The organism is Novosphingobium sp. HR1a (assembly GCF_015594425.1).
In the GTDB taxonomy this organism is placed as follows: domain Bacteria; phylum Pseudomonadota; class Alphaproteobacteria; order Sphingomonadales; family Sphingomonadaceae; genus Novosphingobium; species Novosphingobium resinovorum_A.
On the sequence record NZ_JABXWS010000046.1, the window covers coordinates 1 to 15,564 of the forward strand.

Sequence of the window (15,564 nt, forward strand, 5' to 3'; positions counted from 1 at the left end):
GCACTCGCCCATGCGACGGCGCGCTTTTCGTTCCGGGAGTTCAGTCTTTCTTCGCGACCGGCGGGTTCTCTCCGAGGTCTTCGTACCATGCCTCGACCGGCCCCATCAGCTTGACGGTAAGCGGATTGCCCTTGCGGTCGAGCGTCTTGCCCGCCTGCACGCGTACCCAGCCTTCGGAAATGGAATATTCCTCGACATTGGTGCGCACGGTGCCCTTGAAACGGATGCCGACGCCGCGCTGCAGCTTATCCTGATCGAAGAAGGGGCTGCGCGGATTGATCGCGAGGTGATCGGGCGGCACGTCGGAACCGGCATTGGGCGTACCGGAGGTGACGGGGGCGGATTCGGGCGTGGTGTTATCTTCAGTCATGTGGCAGCGATTTATCTTGCATTCCCCGCTTGTCAATTCGATCCGGCCTGTCTAAAGGCGCGCTTCCGCTAACGGAGCGGGCGCGTAGCTCAGCGGTAGAGCACACCCTTCACACGGGTGGGGTCACAGGTTCAATCCCTGTCGCGCCCACCATCCTTCTCCAAGGATGGTGACTTCGCCTCCGGCGATCTTCCTGAAACTGATCTTGCATCCAACCGCATTGCGGCTGCGTCCTAATCGGCCGGTGCCTTCTGCACGGCGCCCGGATCGGCACCGGGACGCTGCAGCACACCGATCGAGGTGGCGGCGATTCCCGCCGCGATCACGAACATCACGGCAAGCCCCGCCGCCATCCAGACGATCTTTCGCACGCCCTTGCGCGTGCCGGGCGAGGCGTGGCGTTCGTTCATCGGATCGTTCGGGTCTTCTTCGAGCAATTCACGCACTCCGGGTCCGACAGCCCTGCGGCGGCTGTCACCGGTGCAACGATCCCCTTGCCGCGTTGTTGCCGATTGCAATGTCGGGCCATAAGCACGTTTCAACGGCCGATCGGCGTCATAAACCGGCGCGGCGTCTTGCGGGCGCAACGCCCGCGCGGCATAGGCAGCGGCACTATGCACGACATCCGCCAGATCCGCGAAAATCCCGAAGCCTTCGACGCCGGCCTCGCCCGCCGGGGCGTAGCGCCCGTTGCCGCCAGCCTCGTCGCCCTCGACGAGCAGCGCCGCGCCGTCGCGACGCGCATGCAGGAAGGGCAGAACCGCCGCAACGAAGCCTCCAAGGCGATCGGCAAGGCCATGGGTTCGGGCGACACCGCCACGGCCGAGGCACTCAAGGCCGAAGTCGCGACGCTCAAGGATACCCTCCCCGCGCTCGAAGCCGAGGAGAAGGCACTTTCCGCGCAGCTTCAGGACGCGCTGGCGGGCCTGCCCAACATTCCCGTCGCCGAAGTGCCGGACGGCGAGGACGAATCGCAGAACGTCGAAGTCTCGCGCTGGGGCACGCCGCGCGAATTCGCCTTCACGCCCAGGGAACATGCCGACCTCGGCCCCGCACTCGGCCTCGATTTCGAGACGGGCGCGAAGCTGTCGGGCGCGCGCTTCACCTTCCTCAAGGGCCAGATGGCGCGCCTGCACCGCGCGCTCGCGCAGTTCATGCTCGACACGCAGACGGCGACCAACGGCTACATGGAATGCGCCGTGCCGCTGCTGGTCAAGGACGAGGCCGTCTACGGCACCGGCCAGTTGCCCAAGTTCTCCGAGGATCTGTTCAGGACCACCGACGGCCGCTGGCTGATCCCGACGGCCGAAGTCTCGCTGACCAACGCGGTTTCGGGCGACATCCTGAACCCCGAGACACTGCCCCTGCGCATGACCGCCCTCACCCCCTGCTTCCGCTCGGAAGCGGGCGCGGCCGGGCGTGACACGCGCGGGTTCATCCGCCAGCACCAGTTCGAGAAGGTCGAACTCGTCACCATCGCCAAGCTGGAAGAGAGCGAGGCGGAGCACGAGCGCATGGTCAAGGCCGCCGAGGGCATTCTCGAAGCACTCGGCCTGCCCTACCGCAAGGTGCTGCTCTGCGCGGGCGACATGGGCGCGACGGCGCGCAAGACCTTCGACCTCGAAGTCTGGCTGCCGGGTCAGGCCGCTTACCGCGAGATTAGCTCGATCTCGAACTGCGGCGACTATCAGGCCCGCCGCATGAACGCGCGCTACAAGCCGGAAGGCTCGAAGAAGACCGAGTTCGTGCACACGCTCAACGGTTCGGGCCTCGCGGTCGGCCGCACGCTCGTCGCGGTGCTGGAGAACTATCAGCAGGAAGACGGCTCGGTTCTTGTTCCCGAGGCTCTAAAGCCGTGGATGGGCGGGATCGAGAAGCTTGAGGTGCTGGCGTAGCACCCAGCCCGCAGGGCCTTCGGCAAGCTCAGGCCGAGCGGGAGGAGAGCGACTTTCCCTCCTCCGCTCATCCTGAGCCTGTCGAAGGATGGGATTTTAGCGCGACGCCTACGCGCAACTATGGTTAAAGGCATGAATATGCGCATTCTCCTCACCAATGATGACGGCATCAACGCCCCCGGCCTCTATGTGCTGGAGAAGATCGCCGCGCAGCTTTCCGACGACATCTGGATCTGCGCGCCGAGCGAGGAACAGTCCGGCGCGGGGCACTCGCTGACGCTCACCCGCCCGGTGCGGATGCGCCAGCACGCGGAAAAGCGCTTCTCGGTGACCGGCACGCCGACCGATTCGGTGACGATGGGCCTGCGCAAGGCGCTGCCCGGGCCGCCCGACCTGATCCTCTCGGGCGTCAATCGCGGCGCCAACCTCGGCGATGACGTGACGTATTCGGGCACCGTCTCGGCCGCGCTGGAAGGCGCGCTGGCGGGCATCCGTTCGATCGCGCTCAGCCAGGTCCCCTCGCGCGAGGACATGGGCGACGGCGTGGACTTCGCCGCCGCCGAAGCATGGGGCGCCAAAGTGCTGCGACCGCTGCTCGACCAGCCTTTCGCGCCGCGCACGCTGGTCAACGTCAACTTCCCGGCGCTGCCCGCCGATGCGATCAAGGGCATCCGCGTCGTGCGTCAGGGCTTCCACGACTACGCGCGCGGATCGGTCGTCGAGGGCCGCGATCCGCGTGGTTTCCCGTATTACTGGTTCGGCCTCCACGGCATCGAGCACACGCTGGGCCACAACACCGACCTCGAGGCGATCTCGGAGGGCTACATTGCGGTGACGCCGCTGCACCTCGACCTTACCCACGACGCCTCGCTGCAGGCGCTGGCGGAGCGTTTCGCCTGATGAAGCGCGCCCTCTTCCTCGCTGCCGCCCTTGCGAGCACGCCCGCTTATGCCGCCGCTCCCAAAGAGGAAGAGACGGTCCACGTCGTCGCGTCCGGCGAAACCCTGAACGGCATCGCCAACCGCGCGGGCGTTTCGACCAGCGCCATCGTCAAGGCCAACGCGCTTAAGGAACCTTACGTGGTCCGCGTCGGCCAGAAGCTGGCAATCCCGCGTGACGGCAAAGCCGCGCAAGTAGCCCGCGCTGCCGACACCGCAGCGCCTGCCGCGAAGAAGGTCGCCACCGCCGCCCGCGTGATCGAGGCTCGCACCCCGGCCGCCGCAGGTGCGCCCGAGTATGAGACCGAACACCTCGTCGCCACCGGCGAAACGCTCGGCGGTATCGCCGCGCGCGCCAAGGTGCCCCGCATCCTCATCGCCGAAGCCAACGGCCTGCAGCCGCCCTATGACGTGCGCGTCGGCCAGAAGCTGCGGATTCCGCGCACCGGCCGCCATCTGGTGAAGACCGGGGAAACCGGCTTCTCGATCTCGATGGACACCGCCGTTCCGTGGGAGCAGATCGCGCTCGCCAACAACCTCGATCCGGCCGCGCCGGTGAAGCCGGGCCAGAACCTGCTGATCCCGACGCTGATCGAACCACCCAAGGGTGCGGCGAAGACCATCGTGCCCGCACCCAAGCCGGTGGTTGCGGCCCCGGCACCTCGCTCCGCGCGGTTCGCGTGGCCGCTGGCAGGCACCGTGCGGCGCGGGTACACGACGGGTTCCGACTACCACGACGGCATCGATATTCCTGCCGCCAAGGGCACGATGGTCCGTGCGGCCGCTGCCGGAACCGTCAAGTTCGCGGGGGCAGAGAAGAACCAGTTCGGCAACCTCGTCGTGCTCGACCACGGCGACGGCTGGTTCACCGCCTACGGCTTCCTCAGCCGCGTCACGGTGAAGGAAGGCGCGAAAGTCGCCGCCGGGGAACGCGTGGGCCTGGTCGGTGACACCGGGCGTGCCAAGGGCAGCGAACTGCACTTCGAAGTGCGGCAGGACGGTCAGCCCGTCGATCCTCTGGGCCAGTTACCCAAGGCCCCCTGATCACCGGCATGAAGAAGCCGAAACTGCCTCCCAAGCTGGCGAAACCGCTCAAGCGCGCGGTGGACCTGCCGGTATGGGCGGACCTTGGCCTCAGGCTGGGCGGCGCCTTCGCGCTGGTGATGCTTGTGGTGCTGCTGCACTGGATCGACCGCGACGGCCTCAAGGACACGCACGACGGGACCGTCAGCTTCCTCGACGTGTTCTATTTCACGATGATCTCGATCACCACGACCGGTTTCGGCGACATCGCGCCGGTCAGCGACAAGTCGCGGTTGATCGAGGCGGTGATCGTCACGCCGATCCGCTTCGCGGTGATCTTCATCTTCGTGGGCACCGCCTACAATTACTTCATCAAGCATAGCTGGGAGAGCTGGCGCATGAAGCGCATTCAGGAACGCCTGTCCGACCATGTCGTCGTGCTGGGCTTCGGGGTCAGCGGCTCGCAGGCGGTACAGGAACTGATCGCGCGCGGCACCGACCCGGCCTGCATCGTCGTCGTCGATCCGTCTGCGGGACGGCTGCGCCATGCCGAGCAGCAGGGCTGCAACGTGCTCGAAGGCGACGCCACCCGCGACGAGACGCTGGCCGCCGTGAGGATCGACGCTGCGCGCACGATCCTCGTCTCGGCGGGGCGCGATGACACCTCGATCCTGATCGTGCTGACCGCGCGCCACCTCGCGCCCGGCGTGCCGATCACCGTGGTGGTCCGCGCCGACGACAACGAACTGCTGGCGCGGCAGGCGGGCGCGGACAACGTCATCAATCCCGTGCGCTTCACCGGCCTGCTGCTGGCAGGCTCGGCGGAGGGGCAGCATATCGCCGAGTACATGTCCGACCTCGCCTCGGTGGATGGGCGGGTGCAGCTGGTCGAACGGCCGGTGCGCCCGGAGGAAGTCGGCAAGTCTCTGGATCAACTGGCCACCGGCAAAGGCGTGCGCATCTATCGCGGCGAGCAGTGCATCGGCTTCTGGGAGCCCGGCGCGAAAGTGCTGGAGGCCGGCGATATGATCGTGGAGATCGCGGTCACGCCTTGAAGTCTATTCCAAAGTTATCGCAGCAAATCTCGTCATCCCAGCGCAGGCTGGGATCGCTTGCCGCAAGAACCCACATAGCATCGAGGCACTCTGACGAGAGTTGGGCGCACAGCCGCCAGCGGTCCCAGCCTGCGCTGGGATGACGACAGTGTTTGCAGCAACCTTACCCGAATACCCAGAACACCAGCCCCATCGCCAGGTAGGCGACCAGCCAGAACGCGCAGTCGATCACCCGGCGCGCGGGCTCGGTGCGGCTGCGTGAGTGCGTCAGCCACACCGCAGGCATGACGAAGGCGATCGCCAGTCCGCCGCTCTGCATGAAGTAGAGCCAGGGCTTCGCCGCCAGCGTCTCGGCGCCGATCCGGGCGAGCGCATGGCCCAGCATCGCCGCGCTGATGAGGAACACCACGGCCATAGTGATGTAACCGCCCGCACGTTCGGAACTGCCGGGGACGATCTGGCGTCCGTCACGGAACAGCACGGTGTTCCACACGACGCCCGCCGCTACCGCGAGCGCTGCAGCCAGCACGACCGCCAGCCAGTTCACCGGACCCATTTCCAATCCTTCCCTAAGTGCGGCGCCCTGTCTTGCAGGCTCCGTGCACTTGTGCAAGTTTTGCGAATCACCCGCAAAATTCGTTTTTCGTGACTCGGACGCCATTTGCGGGTATCGGGCGCGCCAATCCCATGGCTATCGAACTCCCCTCCCCGCCGAAAGTCGGCATGGTCAGCCTCGGCTGCCCGAAAGCGCTCGTCGATTCAGAGCGCATCCTCACCCGCCTGCGCGCGGACGGCTACGACATGAGCCCGGACTATTCCGGCGCCGATGTCGTGCTCGTCAACACCTGCGGCTTCCTCGACTCTGCCAAGGAAGAAAGCCTTGCCGCCATCGGCGAGGCGATCGCCGAGAACGGCCGCGTGATCGTGACCGGCTGCATGGGCAACGAGGCGGAAGCGATCCGCGCCAAGTTCCCGCAAGTCCTCGCGGTGACCGGCGCGCATCAGTACGAGGCGGTCGTCGAGGCGGTGCACGAGGCAGCCCCGCCCGAACTCTCGCCCTACCTCGACCTGATCCCGCAGGCCTACGACGACGCCGGCGTGAAGCTGACGCCGCGCCACTACGGCTACCTCAAGATCTCCGAGGGCTGCAACCACGCCTGCTCGTTCTGCATCATCCCGTCCTTGCGCGGCAAGCTGGCAAGCCGCCGCATCGACGCGGTGCTGCGCGAAGCGGAAAAGCTGGTGCAGGCCGGGACGCGCGAACTGCTCGTCATCAGCCAGGACACTTCGGCCTACGGCGTCGACGTGCGCCACGAGGAACGCATGTGGAAGGACCACGCGGTCCGCACCCACATGACCGACCTTGCCCGCGAACTCGGCGGCCTGAAGGACGCACAGGGCCGCAAGCCGTGGGTGCGCCTGCACTACGTCTACCCCTACCCGCACGTCGACAACGTCATCCCGCTGATGGCCGAAGGGCTGATCACGCCCTACCTCGACATCCCGTTCCAGCACGCGGCGCCGTCGGTGCTCAAGGCGATGAAGCGCCCGGCGAACGAGGCCAAGGTGCTCGACCGCATCCACAAGTGGCGCGAGATCTGCCCGGATATCGCGATCCGCTCCAGCTTCGTCGTCGGCTTCCCCGGCGAGACCGAGGCGGACTTCCAGTACCTGCTCGACTGGCTCGACGAAGCGCAGCTCGACCGCGTCGGCGCCTTCCGCTTCGAACCGGTCGAGGGTGCCTCGGCGAACCACCTGCCCGATCCGGTGCCGGAAGAGGTCAAGGAAGAGCGCTACCAGCGGATCATGGAAAAGACCGCCGCGATCAGCGCCGCGAAGCTCGCCGCCAAGGTCGGCCGCGTGCTGCCCGTCATCATCGACGAAGTGGGCGAAGCGGACGAAGACGGTGACGTCGGTGCAACCGGCCGCTCGCAGGCGGACGCTCCCGAGATCGACGGAAACGTCTTCCTGCGCGACGCTGGTGGGCTGCAAGTCGGTGATATCGTTGAAGTTCTCGTCGAAGATGCGGACGAGCACGACCTCTATGGGGCCGTTTTGCAAAGTTGACGCTCAGCGCACAGAGGGCGACCGTTGCAAGACATGCAACTTATGTAATGGTTTTCGCGTTTGCGGGAATCACCCTCCGAAAGCATATGGGGGGTGCCTTTCAGGCATCCTCTCCCAAAACTTCTACAGGGCTGGTCTTCGGACCGGCCCTTTCTTTTTGCCTGCGTTCCGCGCCGCGAGGCATGGTCCCCCGGCACTTTCGTCATTGCGATCGCAGCGACGAAGATGGTCATTCGCAATTGATCCTGCTTTAAGCGCGCCCGACTTTCGCATCCGAGGGAACTTCGCGCATGAGCTTTTGCCAAACGGTCTGGGAAGACGTCGCACCGCTGCGCCGGGCGATCCTCGATCACCCCTTCCTGAACGAACTGGCCGCCGGAACGCTCGCGCCCGAAAGTTTCCGGCATTACATCGTGCAGGACAGCCTCTACCTCGCCGAGTATTCCCGCGCCCTCGCTCTCGCCGCGGCGCGCGCACCGACCGCGAGCGGCCGCCTCGAATTCTCCGACGGAGCCAAAGTCGCCGTGCAGGTCGAGGAAGCGTTGCACCAGGCATTCTTCGCCCAGTTCGGCGTCACCGCCGAGATCGCGGCGGCCAGCGAGCCGACGCCCGCATGCCTCGGCTACACCAGCTACCTGTCCGCACTGGCCGCAACGCGGAGCTACGAGGAACTGATCGCGGGCATCCTCCCGTGCTTCTGGGTCTACTGGGAGGTCGGCTGCGACGTGAAGCCGCGCGCCGCCTCGCCCAATCCCTATGCCGCCTGGATCGACACGTACGCCGCGCCCGCGTTCGGCGAAGCGACCGACCGCGTCCGCGCCCTTGTCGATGAAGCCGCGCAAAACGCCACGGCCGCGACGCGCGCAGCCATGGTCACCGCGTTCCGCAATGCAACGCGCTTCGAATGGATGTTCTGGGATTCCGCCTATTATCGCGCAATCTGGCCGATCTGACGCGCAACCGCACAAAACCACGGTTTCCCACGTACACGCTTCAAGTTGCATTCCTTGCAACTTTGCTCAATCTTTTCGCATTTGCAGCAAAGCGCGATTCCGAACATAAGGAACTCGCCTTTCAGGCATCCTCTCCCAAAACTTCTACAGGGCTGGTCTTCGGACCGGCCCTTTCTTTTTGCACCCGCGAGCAGATTTGCGAGCCCCCTAGCCCCGCGCGCCCATTTGCCCTAGCGATACCGCCATGGCTTCCCAGCAGCGAATCTTCACCGCCGCCCTCGTCGTCATCGGCGACGAAATCCTCTCGGGCCGCACGCACGACAAGAACATCGCCCAGGTCGCCACCTGGCTGCAGATCCAGGGTATCCGTCTGAAGGAAGTGCGCGTCGTCGCCGACGAGACGCCGTCCATCGTCGAGGCGGTGAACACCCTGCGCGCGCGCAACGACTACTGCTTCACCACCGGCGGCATCGGCCCCACGCATGACGACATCACCGTGGACGCCATCGCCGAGGCGCTGGGCGTGCCGGTCATCGTCCATCCCGAAGCCCGCGCGATCCTGGAAGAATACTACACCACGCGCGGCGGCCTGACCGAAGCACGCCTACGGATGGCGCGCACGCCGGACGGTGCCAGCCTGATCCCCAATCGCTACACCGGCGCGCCGGGCATCCGCTGCGGCAACGTGTTCATCATGGCCGGCGTGCCCAGCATCACCGCAGGCATGCTCGACGCACTTTCCGGCCAGCTTGAGGGCGGCGCGCCGTTGCTGTCCGAGACGGTCGGGTGCTGGGTGGGCGAAAGCGAAGTGGCCGAACTGCTGCGCGAAACCGAAAAGACGTTCGAGACCTGCCAGATCGGCTCCTACCCGTTCTGGGGCGAAGGGCGCACTGGCGCAAATTTCGTGATCCGTTCGGTCAGCGCCGAGGATCTCTCCGCCTGCACCCGCGCGCTCGTCGAAGGACTGGCGGCGATGGGCCGCCCGGCGGTGCCCGGTGGCATTTGAGCTTGCGGCGCCAGCTGCGATCATGGCCGTGATGGCTTCCGCGACTTCGCCTGCGATGCCCGCCGCCACGCTGGAACAGTTCGAGACGGTCCTGCGCCGCCACGACAGCGCAACCCTGGCGCTGGAGGAGTGGTGCGGCATGCGCGGCGTCACCGATCCGCGGATCACCGCGCAGACGCTGGCCACCGGCGGCGAGGCTCCTCCCGCAGCGATGCGCGAGCATCTCCGGCTTGCGGACGGCGAAACTTTCGCCTTGCGCAATGTGCGCCTGAGCTGCGGCGGCACGGTGCTTTCGGTCGCGTGGAACTGGTACGTCCCGGCACGGCTGACGCCCGCGATGAACGAGGCTCTGCGCGCAACGGATACACCGTTCGGCAAAGTCGTCGCCCCGCTCGGGTTCAAGCGGCGTCCGCTCGCGACGGTGGCGGGACCGGCGGAGAATTGCCCGGCGGACACGATCTCGACGCATCAGGCAATGCTGGTCCTGCCCGACGGACGCCCACTGGCTTACCTTGTCGAGTGCTACACGGCGGCCAACCTGCGCTGATCGTCGGCGGGGGCTTCGACAAGCTCAGCTGCGACCCTTCGACAAGCTCAGGGTGAGCGGAGTTAGTGTAATGCCCTATCAATCCCGCTCAGGCTGAGCTTGTCGAAGCCCCCGCATCCCACGCGGCTCTGTGGGCCGTTCACCGCCAGCGGTCCCGGATCAAGTCCGGGACGACGTAACGTTACGCCGCGACCGCCTCGGTCCCGGCGATCGAGGTGCGGTGCATCATGCGCCCGGTCGATTTGTCGTAGGGGATCGCCCGGTGCATCGCGCCGGTGTTATCCCAGATCACGAAATCGCCCTTGGTCCACTTGTGCCGCAGCGAGAACGCGGGCTGCGCCGCCCATTCCTGCAGGCGGATCAGCATGGCGCGGCCCGCCGGGACTTCCATGCCGACGATGTGGTCCGCCGTGGTGCCGATGACCATCGACTTGCGCCCCGACTCGTGCGTCCACACCAGCGGATGCTCCTTGATCAGGCCAATGCCGAGCACCTTCTCGCGGTGCTTTTCCGGGATGGCGTCGGCGATCGGCGAGAGGCTCGCGCGCACCGAATGCACCGCCTTCAGGCCCTCGAGCGCCTGCTTCTCCTCTTCGGGAAGGCCCTCGTAAGCGGCATAAGTGCTGGCGAACTCGGTCTCGCCGCCCTTGTCGGGCGCGATGCGGCAGGACAGCAGCGTCGCGAAGGGCGGCGGCATGTCCACGGTGATGCCGTCCATGTGCCAGAAGAAAGTGCCCAGCACATATTCGGGCTGCGGGTTGATCTTCTCGTCCAGCGTGACCTGGTAGACGTCCTGATCGTTGCTCTGCACGTTGTTGCGCGCGGTCAGGCGGATCTTCTCGCCCATCGCCTCGGTGATGGCGAGTTGCTCCTGGTCGGTGAGGTTCGCCTGCGGGAACACCACAACGGTGCGCTCCTCCACCTTGGCGCGAATCGCTGCGGCAGCCTCGGGCGTGAACAAGTCGGCGCGGTCGTCCCAGAGCACGCGCGAACCGATGAATTCCTTGATGTCTTCGAAACGGATAGCCATCTGGCCGTCTCTCCCGGCGTTATGCTGAACATATGTACAGCACGCCAATACACCCGATCGCGGCGAGCGTAAACGGGGCGGAGAACACACCGCCGGGGCGGGCTTCGACAAGCTCAGCCTGAGTGGGCGTGGGGAACGGGGGCATGGGGCTAACGCGACATATCACGAACCCCGCTCACCCTGAGCTTGTCGAAGGGTCGCGACCGAGCCCGCCAATGGGACACAAACGAAAAGGGCCGGGAGGTTTCCCTCCCGGCCCTTCAAGTCCGTTTACGTCAGCGCTGAAATCAGGCGCCGGCGATCTCGGTGGTGTCGATCTTGAGGCCCGGGCCCATCGAGGACGAGAGCGAGATCTTGCGGACGTATTTGCCCTTGGCGCCCGAGGGCTTCGCCTTGACGATGGCGTCCACGAAAGCCGAGAAGTTGGTCTTCAGATCGGCGTCCGAGAACGACATCTTGCCGATGCCGGCGTGGATGATGCCCTGCTTCTCGACGCGGAACTCGATCTGGCCGCCCTTGGCGTCCTTCACGGCCTGTGTCACGTTCGGGGTGACGGTGCCCAGCTTCGGGTTCGGCATCAGGCCCTTGGGGCCCAGCAGCTTACCGAGACGGCCGACGACGCCCATCATGTCCGGGGTGGCGATGACGCGGTCGTAGTCGAGGTTGCCGGCCTGCATGTCTTCCATGAGGTCTTCGGCGCCAACCTTGTCGGCACCGGCGGCGAGAGCCTCGGCAGCCTTGTCACCCTTGGCGAACACGGCGACGCGAACGGTCTTGCCGGTGCCTGCGGGCAGCGAAACCATGCCGCGGACCATCTGGTCGGCGTGGCGGGGATCGACGCCCAGGTTCATCGCGACTTCGATGGTCTCGTCGAACTTGGTGGCCTTGACGTCACGCAGGGTCTGCAGCGCTTCGTCAACGCCGTAGAGCTTCATGTTGTCGCCGAGCTTGGCTGCGAGAGCCTTCTGGTTCTTGGTCTGCTTCATGGGCTCAGCCCTCCACCACTTCGAGGCCCATCGCGCGAGCGGAACCTTCGATGATCTTCGTTGCGGCCTCGATGTCATTGGCATTGAGGTCGGCCATCTTGACCTGGGCGATCTCGGACAGCTTCGAACGCGCGATCTTACCGGCGGAAATCTTGCCCGGCTCCTTCGAGCCCGACTTCAGACCGGCGGCCTTCTTGATGAGGAAGGTGGCAGGCGGCGTCTTCGTGACGAAGGTGAAGCTGCGGTCGGCGTAGACGGTGATGATGGTCGGGATCGGCATGCCGTTCTCGAGTTCCTGCGTGGCGGCATTGAACGCCTTGCAGAATTCCATGATGTTCACACCGCGCTGACCCAGAGCCGGACCGATCGGCGGCGACGGGTTGGCCTTGCCTGCAGGAACCTGCAGCTTGATGTAACCGGTAATCTTCTTGGCCATGGGGCCGCTCCTTTTCACACTGTCGCCCCGGTTTCCCGAGGCTCATGTCTAGCGGTTTTGGCGGGCCGCCGTGTGATCAGCGCCCCTCCCGCAGGGAATCGGGCACGGCAAGGCCATGTCCGAAGGGGGCGCCCCTATAGGAAAAGCGCAGGAAAGGAAAGAGCCCGTTTCAGGCGGCAACCGCGCCTTGCGCCACAACGTTGCGGCGGCGCTGCCATAGCCCGCGAATCGCGCGGCGCGAAGGCACTTCGAGGCGGCGATAGGCCATATCGCCAAGCACCAGCACCACGGCGGCAAAACCAAGCAACATGGCCGCCGCGATCCAGTCGCTGGTGGTGCTCTCGATCGTGGGGATGCAGACGAGAAGCAGCGGGAAGTGGACGAGGTAGATCGAATAGCTGCGATCTCCCAGCCACAGCAGCGGACGGCTCGCCAATGCCGGAATGCGCAGCGACAGGCACAGCGCGGCAGGCCAGGCCAGCAGGCATAGCGGCAGCAAGGGCGAAAAGCGGCCCATGTCGAGCAGCAGGCCCGTCGCCATGAGCGCGACCAGCACAATAGCGGGAACGCGCGCGATCCGCTCCCGGCAGCGCCACAGCACTTGCCCGAGGAAGAAGCCCAAGGGGCCGCGCGGAATGCAGTCGGCGATCCACGGGCCGCCTGCGCTGGCGAAGAATACGAGATAGCCGACCGGCACAAGGATCGCCGCCGCCGTTACCCAGCGCAGCGTCCGCTCTCCGCTGACCGCACCCAGCGCAAACAGGGTGTAGCAGGCCAGTTCGACCGAAATCGACCAGCTCGGGCCGTTGAAGGTGTGGCCCAGCGGCTCGACGAACGCCTGCATCATCAACAGGTGCGCGAGAAAGGCGTACCAGGTGTTCTCGGGCGCGCCGAGGAACAGCACGACGCAGATCGCGAAGGTCAGCAGATGCAGCGGATAGAGCCGGGCGATGCGCGCGACCGCGAAGTCCGCAAGGCCCGCGCGGTCGAGCCGCCGCTCACGCAAGTAGACATGGGCGAAGATGAAGCCCGAGATCAGGAAGAACAGATCGACGAAGCTCCAGCCCCAGTCGCGCAGCCAGACGATCGGCGCGGGCGCCTTCGCCATGACCGCCGGGTCCAGTTCCAGCAGCGGGTGATAGAGGAACGCGACCCCGGCTGCGGCGATGCCCCGCAGGCCGTCGAGCGCCGCAAGCCGCGTGCCGGATTTCGCTGGGACGGGTTCCGTGATCATGTCTTCACGCAGCTTTCAGTACCGGCGAGCCGGTCGAGGGAGTGTGCATGCGCTCCATCACGATCATGACGAGCGCGCCCGCCGCGAGGCCAGCGGCAAGGCGCCATGGCCAGCCGAGCCCGAATGCCTGCACCGCGAGAATCGCCGGGGCCTGCGCGGCGTAGAGCGGGAACGAAAAGGCGCCTGCCGCTTGCGCGAGGCGGCTCCCCTGCCCGTGGCACAGCCCTCCGGCGATCAGCAATGGGCAGATCAGCGCCATGAACGCCAGGTCTGCCCAGCCGCGCGTGGCCAGAAACAGGGTGGCGAGCGCAAGGGCGACGGGCATCGCCGCGAAGGTGAAGAAGGCACCGGGCGCGAAAGGCGGCTGGTCCCGCCACAGGCGATGGAGGACGATGCCCGCAATGTAAGGCACCAGTGCGCGCAGGCCGATCGCCCACCAGACCGCCCGGCCGGGTACGAAATCGAGGCCATGCCCCCAGGCGATAACCACCAGTGCCGCGAACGACACCATGCCGAGCAGCGCCAGCCGCGGCGTACCGAGCCGCGCTAGGCCGAGCGCGTGGACGAGGTTGGCGAAAAGCTCCGCGCCGATCGACCACGCCGGGAAGTTGATGAGCAAGGGCAGCGCAAGGCAGACCAGCACGAAAGTCGCGCTCGTGTCCGGCTGGCTCAGCAGCCAGGGCAGCGCGAAAAGGCCGGCCAGCAGGATCGTCGGGCACAGGCGGCGGATGCGCGCCAGCATGAAGGCGCGCCCACCGCCCGAGCCGAGCCGAGCCTCGTAGCTGCGGGCCATGACATAGCCGCTGAGCATGAAGAAGAAATCGACCGCGAGATAGGCGCTGGTCCGATAATCGGGGAAGACGTGCGAGAGGAACACGCACAGCGCGGCGATCCCGCGCAAGCCATCCAGTCCGTCGAGGCGCCCCCTGTGCATGGGGCATCCATGCACCCGGAGTGGTTAATTCGCCGTTTCCCGAAACGCGAAACGCCCCGCACTCGGGCGGGGCGTCTGCGTTATCCTGCACCGGCCACCGAGGGCCATGGTGCTTCGACACGCTCAGCATGAGCGGGACTGAGAGCGCCCCTTCCCCCAACACCGCTCATCTGCGAGCGTGTCGAAGGATCCGGGGAGCCCCCCGCCCGCGCCTTACTTGCTGAGTTCGACGTGCTCGAATTCCAGCTCCACCGGGGTGGCGCGGCCGAAGATCGAGACCGCCACCTTGACGCGGCTCTTCTCGAAGTCGAGTTCCTCGACGATGCCGTTGAAGCTCGCGAACGGGCCGTCGAGCACCTTGACCGAATCGCCGATCTCGTAATCGATCGAGACGGTCTTGCGCGGCGCGGCGGCAGCGGCTTCGGCGGCGCCGAAGTAGCGCGAGGCCTCGCTCTCGCTGATCGCCTGCGGCTTGTTGTTGGCACCCAGGAAGCCGGTGACCTTCGGGGTGTTCTTGATGAGGTGGTAGACGTCGTCGTTCAGCGTCAGCTTGGCGAGGACGTAGCCGGGCATCGTCTTGCGCTCGGTCTGGACCTTCTTGCCGCGCTTCACTTCGGTGACGGTTTCCGAAGGAACCTGCACGTCCTCGACGAGCTGCGAAAGACCGATGCGCTCGGCCTCGGTGATGATGGCTTCCTTAACCTTGCTCTCGAAGCCGGAGTAGGCGTGGATGATGTACCAGCGGGCCATGTGTTCTCTCAGTCCTGTATTCTGGCGATCAAAGGGCGTTCAGCAGAGCGCTGACGACCCAGCCGAACAGCGCGTCGATGCCCAGGAAGAACACCGCCAGCAGCACCGTCATCAGGCCGACGAAGATCGCGGTCGTGACCGTCTCCTGGCGCGAAGGCCAGTGGATCTTGCGCGTTTCCGCCTGAACCTGGCGCATGAATTCGCCGGGGGTGATCTTGGCCATCTTAACGTCGCTCTCTTAGCTATGCCGCTTTGGTCACGGAAAATTCTGCGATTCTTCCGCCTAGGGGCCATCGCCACCCCGGCCGAGGCCGGGAGGGGCTGATGAAGTCCGCCTGTC

The 15,564-nt window shown here is 65.9% G+C and carries 18 protein-coding genes and 1 tRNA gene; 9 read left to right on the top strand and 10 right to left on the bottom strand.

All coding sequences use genetic code 11. From position 1 onward, the window contains the following. Positions 1 to 40 precede the first annotated feature (40 nt). Positions 41 to 370 (bottom strand): DUF3297 family protein, encoded by a 330-nt coding sequence (locus HWN72_RS11515; RefSeq protein ID WP_211150342.1) that lies wholly within the window; start codon positions 368 to 370, stop codon positions 41 to 43. Between the two features lie 78 nt (positions 371 to 448). On the opposite strand from HWN72_RS11515, the gene HWN72_RS11520 reads away from it, so the two are divergent. Continuing rightward, positions 449 to 523: transfer RNA gene (locus tag HWN72_RS11520), tRNA-Val, on the top strand. 80 nt (positions 524 to 603) lie between these two features. Here HWN72_RS11520 and HWN72_RS11525 read toward each other — a convergent pair. Further along, on the bottom strand, positions 604 to 780 hold the full coding sequence (locus HWN72_RS11525; RefSeq protein ID WP_211150343.1) for a hypothetical protein: 177 nt from the start codon (positions 778 to 780) through the stop codon (positions 604 to 606). 204 nt (positions 781 to 984) lie between these two features. Between HWN72_RS11525 and serS the strand changes: the two genes are divergently transcribed. From serS to HWN72_RS11545, 4 genes are all read left to right on the top strand, one after another. Next, positions 985 to 2,265: a serine--tRNA ligase gene (gene serS, locus HWN72_RS11530; RefSeq protein WP_211150344.1), complete on the top strand. Its 1,281-nt coding sequence runs from the start codon at positions 985 to 987 to the stop codon at positions 2,263 to 2,265. 138 nt (positions 2,266 to 2,403) lie between these two features. Beyond that, positions 2,404 to 3,165, top strand: coding sequence for a 5'/3'-nucleotidase SurE (gene surE / locus HWN72_RS11535; protein ID WP_211150366.1), 762 nt, complete (start codon positions 2,404 to 2,406; stop codon positions 3,163 to 3,165). Next, a complete protein-coding gene (locus HWN72_RS11540; protein ID WP_211150345.1) occupies positions 3,165 to 4,247 on the top strand; it encodes a LysM peptidoglycan-binding domain-containing M23 family metallopeptidase in 1,083 nt (360 codons plus the stop codon). Before surE ends, HWN72_RS11540 begins: the two co-directional genes overlap by 1 nt. Before the next feature lie 8 nt (positions 4,248 to 4,255). Next, entirely contained in the window at positions 4,256 to 5,281 is a 1,026-nt protein-coding gene (locus HWN72_RS11545) for a TrkA family potassium uptake protein (RefSeq protein ID WP_211150346.1), read from the top strand. 163 nt (positions 5,282 to 5,444) lie between these two features. Here HWN72_RS11545 and HWN72_RS11550 read toward each other — a convergent pair whose 3' ends face one another. Further along, positions 5,445 to 5,837 (bottom strand): DUF1761 domain-containing protein, encoded by a 393-nt coding sequence (locus HWN72_RS11550; RefSeq protein ID WP_008833528.1) that lies wholly within the window; start codon positions 5,835 to 5,837, stop codon positions 5,445 to 5,447. 131 nt (positions 5,838 to 5,968) lie between these two features. Between HWN72_RS11550 and rimO the strand changes: the two genes are divergently transcribed. The 4 genes from rimO to HWN72_RS11570 all read left to right on the top strand — a co-directional run bounded on the left by rimO (position 5,969) and on the right by HWN72_RS11570 (position 9,854). Then, entirely contained in the window at positions 5,969 to 7,348 is a 1,380-nt protein-coding gene (rimO, locus tag HWN72_RS11555) for a 30S ribosomal protein S12 methylthiotransferase RimO (RefSeq protein ID WP_008833529.1), read from the top strand. Between the two features lie 290 nt (positions 7,349 to 7,638). After that, the gene (gene tenA / locus HWN72_RS11560) at positions 7,639 to 8,301 is read left to right on the top strand and encodes a thiaminase II (RefSeq protein WP_008833007.1); all 663 of its coding nucleotides are present in this window, start codon (positions 7,639 to 7,641) and stop codon (positions 8,299 to 8,301) included. Positions 8,302 to 8,545: 244 nt separating this feature from the next. Next, complete coding sequence (locus tag HWN72_RS11565; protein WP_008830812.1) at positions 8,546 to 9,307, top strand: molybdopterin-binding protein; 762 nt, start codon at positions 8,546 to 8,548, stop codon at positions 9,305 to 9,307. 22 nt (positions 9,308 to 9,329) lie between these two features. Then, positions 9,330 to 9,854, top strand: a complete 525-nt coding sequence (locus HWN72_RS11570; RefSeq protein ID WP_248005963.1) for a hypothetical protein — start codon at positions 9,330 to 9,332, stop codon at positions 9,852 to 9,854. A 181-nt stretch (positions 9,855 to 10,035) separates the two neighbouring features. Here the strand turns inward: HWN72_RS11570 and HWN72_RS11575 are convergent, their stop codons facing one another. From HWN72_RS11575 to secE, 7 genes are all read right to left on the bottom strand, one after another. Next, complete coding sequence (locus HWN72_RS11575) at positions 10,036 to 10,884, bottom strand: TauD/TfdA family dioxygenase (RefSeq protein WP_211150348.1); 849 nt, start codon at positions 10,882 to 10,884, stop codon at positions 10,036 to 10,038. Between the two features lie 287 nt (positions 10,885 to 11,171). Then, positions 11,172 to 11,870 carry a 50S ribosomal protein L1 gene (gene rplA, locus HWN72_RS11580; protein ID WP_008830815.1) on the bottom strand — a complete coding sequence of 233 codons (699 nt, stop codon included), beginning with the start codon at positions 11,868 to 11,870 and terminating at the stop codon, positions 11,172 to 11,174. 4 nt (positions 11,871 to 11,874) lie between these two features. Further along, positions 11,875 to 12,306, bottom strand: a complete 432-nt coding sequence (rplK, locus tag HWN72_RS11585; RefSeq protein ID WP_008830816.1) for a 50S ribosomal protein L11 — start codon at positions 12,304 to 12,306, stop codon at positions 11,875 to 11,877. Positions 12,307 to 12,475: 169 nt separating this feature from the next. Further along, positions 12,476 to 13,540: an acyltransferase gene (locus HWN72_RS11590; protein WP_211150349.1), complete on the bottom strand. Its 1,065-nt coding sequence runs from the start codon at positions 13,538 to 13,540 to the stop codon at positions 12,476 to 12,478. Positions 13,541 to 13,544: 4 nt separating this feature from the next. After that, complete coding sequence (locus HWN72_RS11595; RefSeq protein ID WP_211150350.1) at positions 13,545 to 14,474, bottom strand: acyltransferase; 930 nt, start codon at positions 14,472 to 14,474, stop codon at positions 13,545 to 13,547. A 213-nt stretch (positions 14,475 to 14,687) separates the two neighbouring features. Continuing rightward, positions 14,688 to 15,224, bottom strand: a complete 537-nt coding sequence (nusG, locus tag HWN72_RS11600) for a transcription termination/antitermination protein NusG (protein ID WP_008830819.1) — start codon at positions 15,222 to 15,224, stop codon at positions 14,688 to 14,690. Positions 15,225 to 15,252: 28 nt separating this feature from the next. Continuing rightward, the gene (gene secE, locus HWN72_RS11605) at positions 15,253 to 15,447 is read right to left on the bottom strand and encodes a preprotein translocase subunit SecE (protein ID WP_008830820.1); all 195 of its coding nucleotides are present in this window, start codon (positions 15,445 to 15,447) and stop codon (positions 15,253 to 15,255) included. Between the last annotated feature and the right edge of the window lie 117 nt (positions 15,448 to 15,564).

Coding starts and splice junctions, on each gene's coding strand:
- nusG (WP_008830819.1), bottom strand. CDS start 15,224: ATGGCCCGCTGGTACATCATCCACGCCTACTCCGGCTTCGAGAGCAAG.
- HWN72_RS11570 (WP_248005963.1), top strand. CDS start 9,330: ATGGCCGTGATGGCTTCCGCGACTTCGCCTGCGATGCCCGCCGCCACG.
- HWN72_RS11550 (WP_008833528.1), bottom strand. CDS start 5,837: ATGGGTCCGGTGAACTGGCTGGCGGTCGTGCTGGCTGCAGCGCTCGCG.
- HWN72_RS11595 (WP_211150350.1), bottom strand. CDS start 14,474: ATGCACAGGGGGCGCCTCGACGGACTGGATGGCTTGCGCGGGATCGCC.
- rimO (WP_008833529.1), top strand. CDS start 5,969: ATGGCTATCGAACTCCCCTCCCCGCCGAAAGTCGGCATGGTCAGCCTC.
- HWN72_RS11545 (WP_211150346.1), top strand. CDS start 4,256: ATGAAGAAGCCGAAACTGCCTCCCAAGCTGGCGAAACCGCTCAAGCGC.
- HWN72_RS11525 (WP_211150343.1), bottom strand. CDS start 780: ATGAACGAACGCCACGCCTCGCCCGGCACGCGCAAGGGCGTGCGAAAG.
- serS (WP_211150344.1), top strand. CDS start 985: ATGCACGACATCCGCCAGATCCGCGAAAATCCCGAAGCCTTCGACGCC.
- HWN72_RS11540 (WP_211150345.1), top strand. CDS start 3,165: ATGAAGCGCGCCCTCTTCCTCGCTGCCGCCCTTGCGAGCACGCCCGCT.
- HWN72_RS11590 (WP_211150349.1), bottom strand. CDS start 13,540: ATGATCACGGAACCCGTCCCAGCGAAATCCGGCACGCGGCTTGCGGCG.
- secE (WP_008830820.1), bottom strand. CDS start 15,447: ATGGCCAAGATCACCCCCGGCGAATTCATGCGCCAGGTTCAGGCGGAA.
- HWN72_RS11575 (WP_211150348.1), bottom strand. CDS start 10,884: ATGGCTATCCGTTTCGAAGACATCAAGGAATTCATCGGTTCGCGCGTG.
- surE (WP_211150366.1), top strand. CDS start 2,404: ATGCGCATTCTCCTCACCAATGATGACGGCATCAACGCCCCCGGCCTC.
- HWN72_RS11515 (WP_211150342.1), bottom strand. CDS start 370: ATGACTGAAGATAACACCACGCCCGAATCCGCCCCCGTCACCTCCGGT.
- HWN72_RS11565 (WP_008830812.1), top strand. CDS start 8,546: ATGGCTTCCCAGCAGCGAATCTTCACCGCCGCCCTCGTCGTCATCGGC.
- rplK (WP_008830816.1), bottom strand. CDS start 12,306: ATGGCCAAGAAGATTACCGGTTACATCAAGCTGCAGGTTCCTGCAGGC.
- rplA (WP_008830815.1), bottom strand. CDS start 11,870: ATGAAGCAGACCAAGAACCAGAAGGCTCTCGCAGCCAAGCTCGGCGAC.
- tenA (WP_008833007.1), top strand. CDS start 7,639: ATGAGCTTTTGCCAAACGGTCTGGGAAGACGTCGCACCGCTGCGCCGG.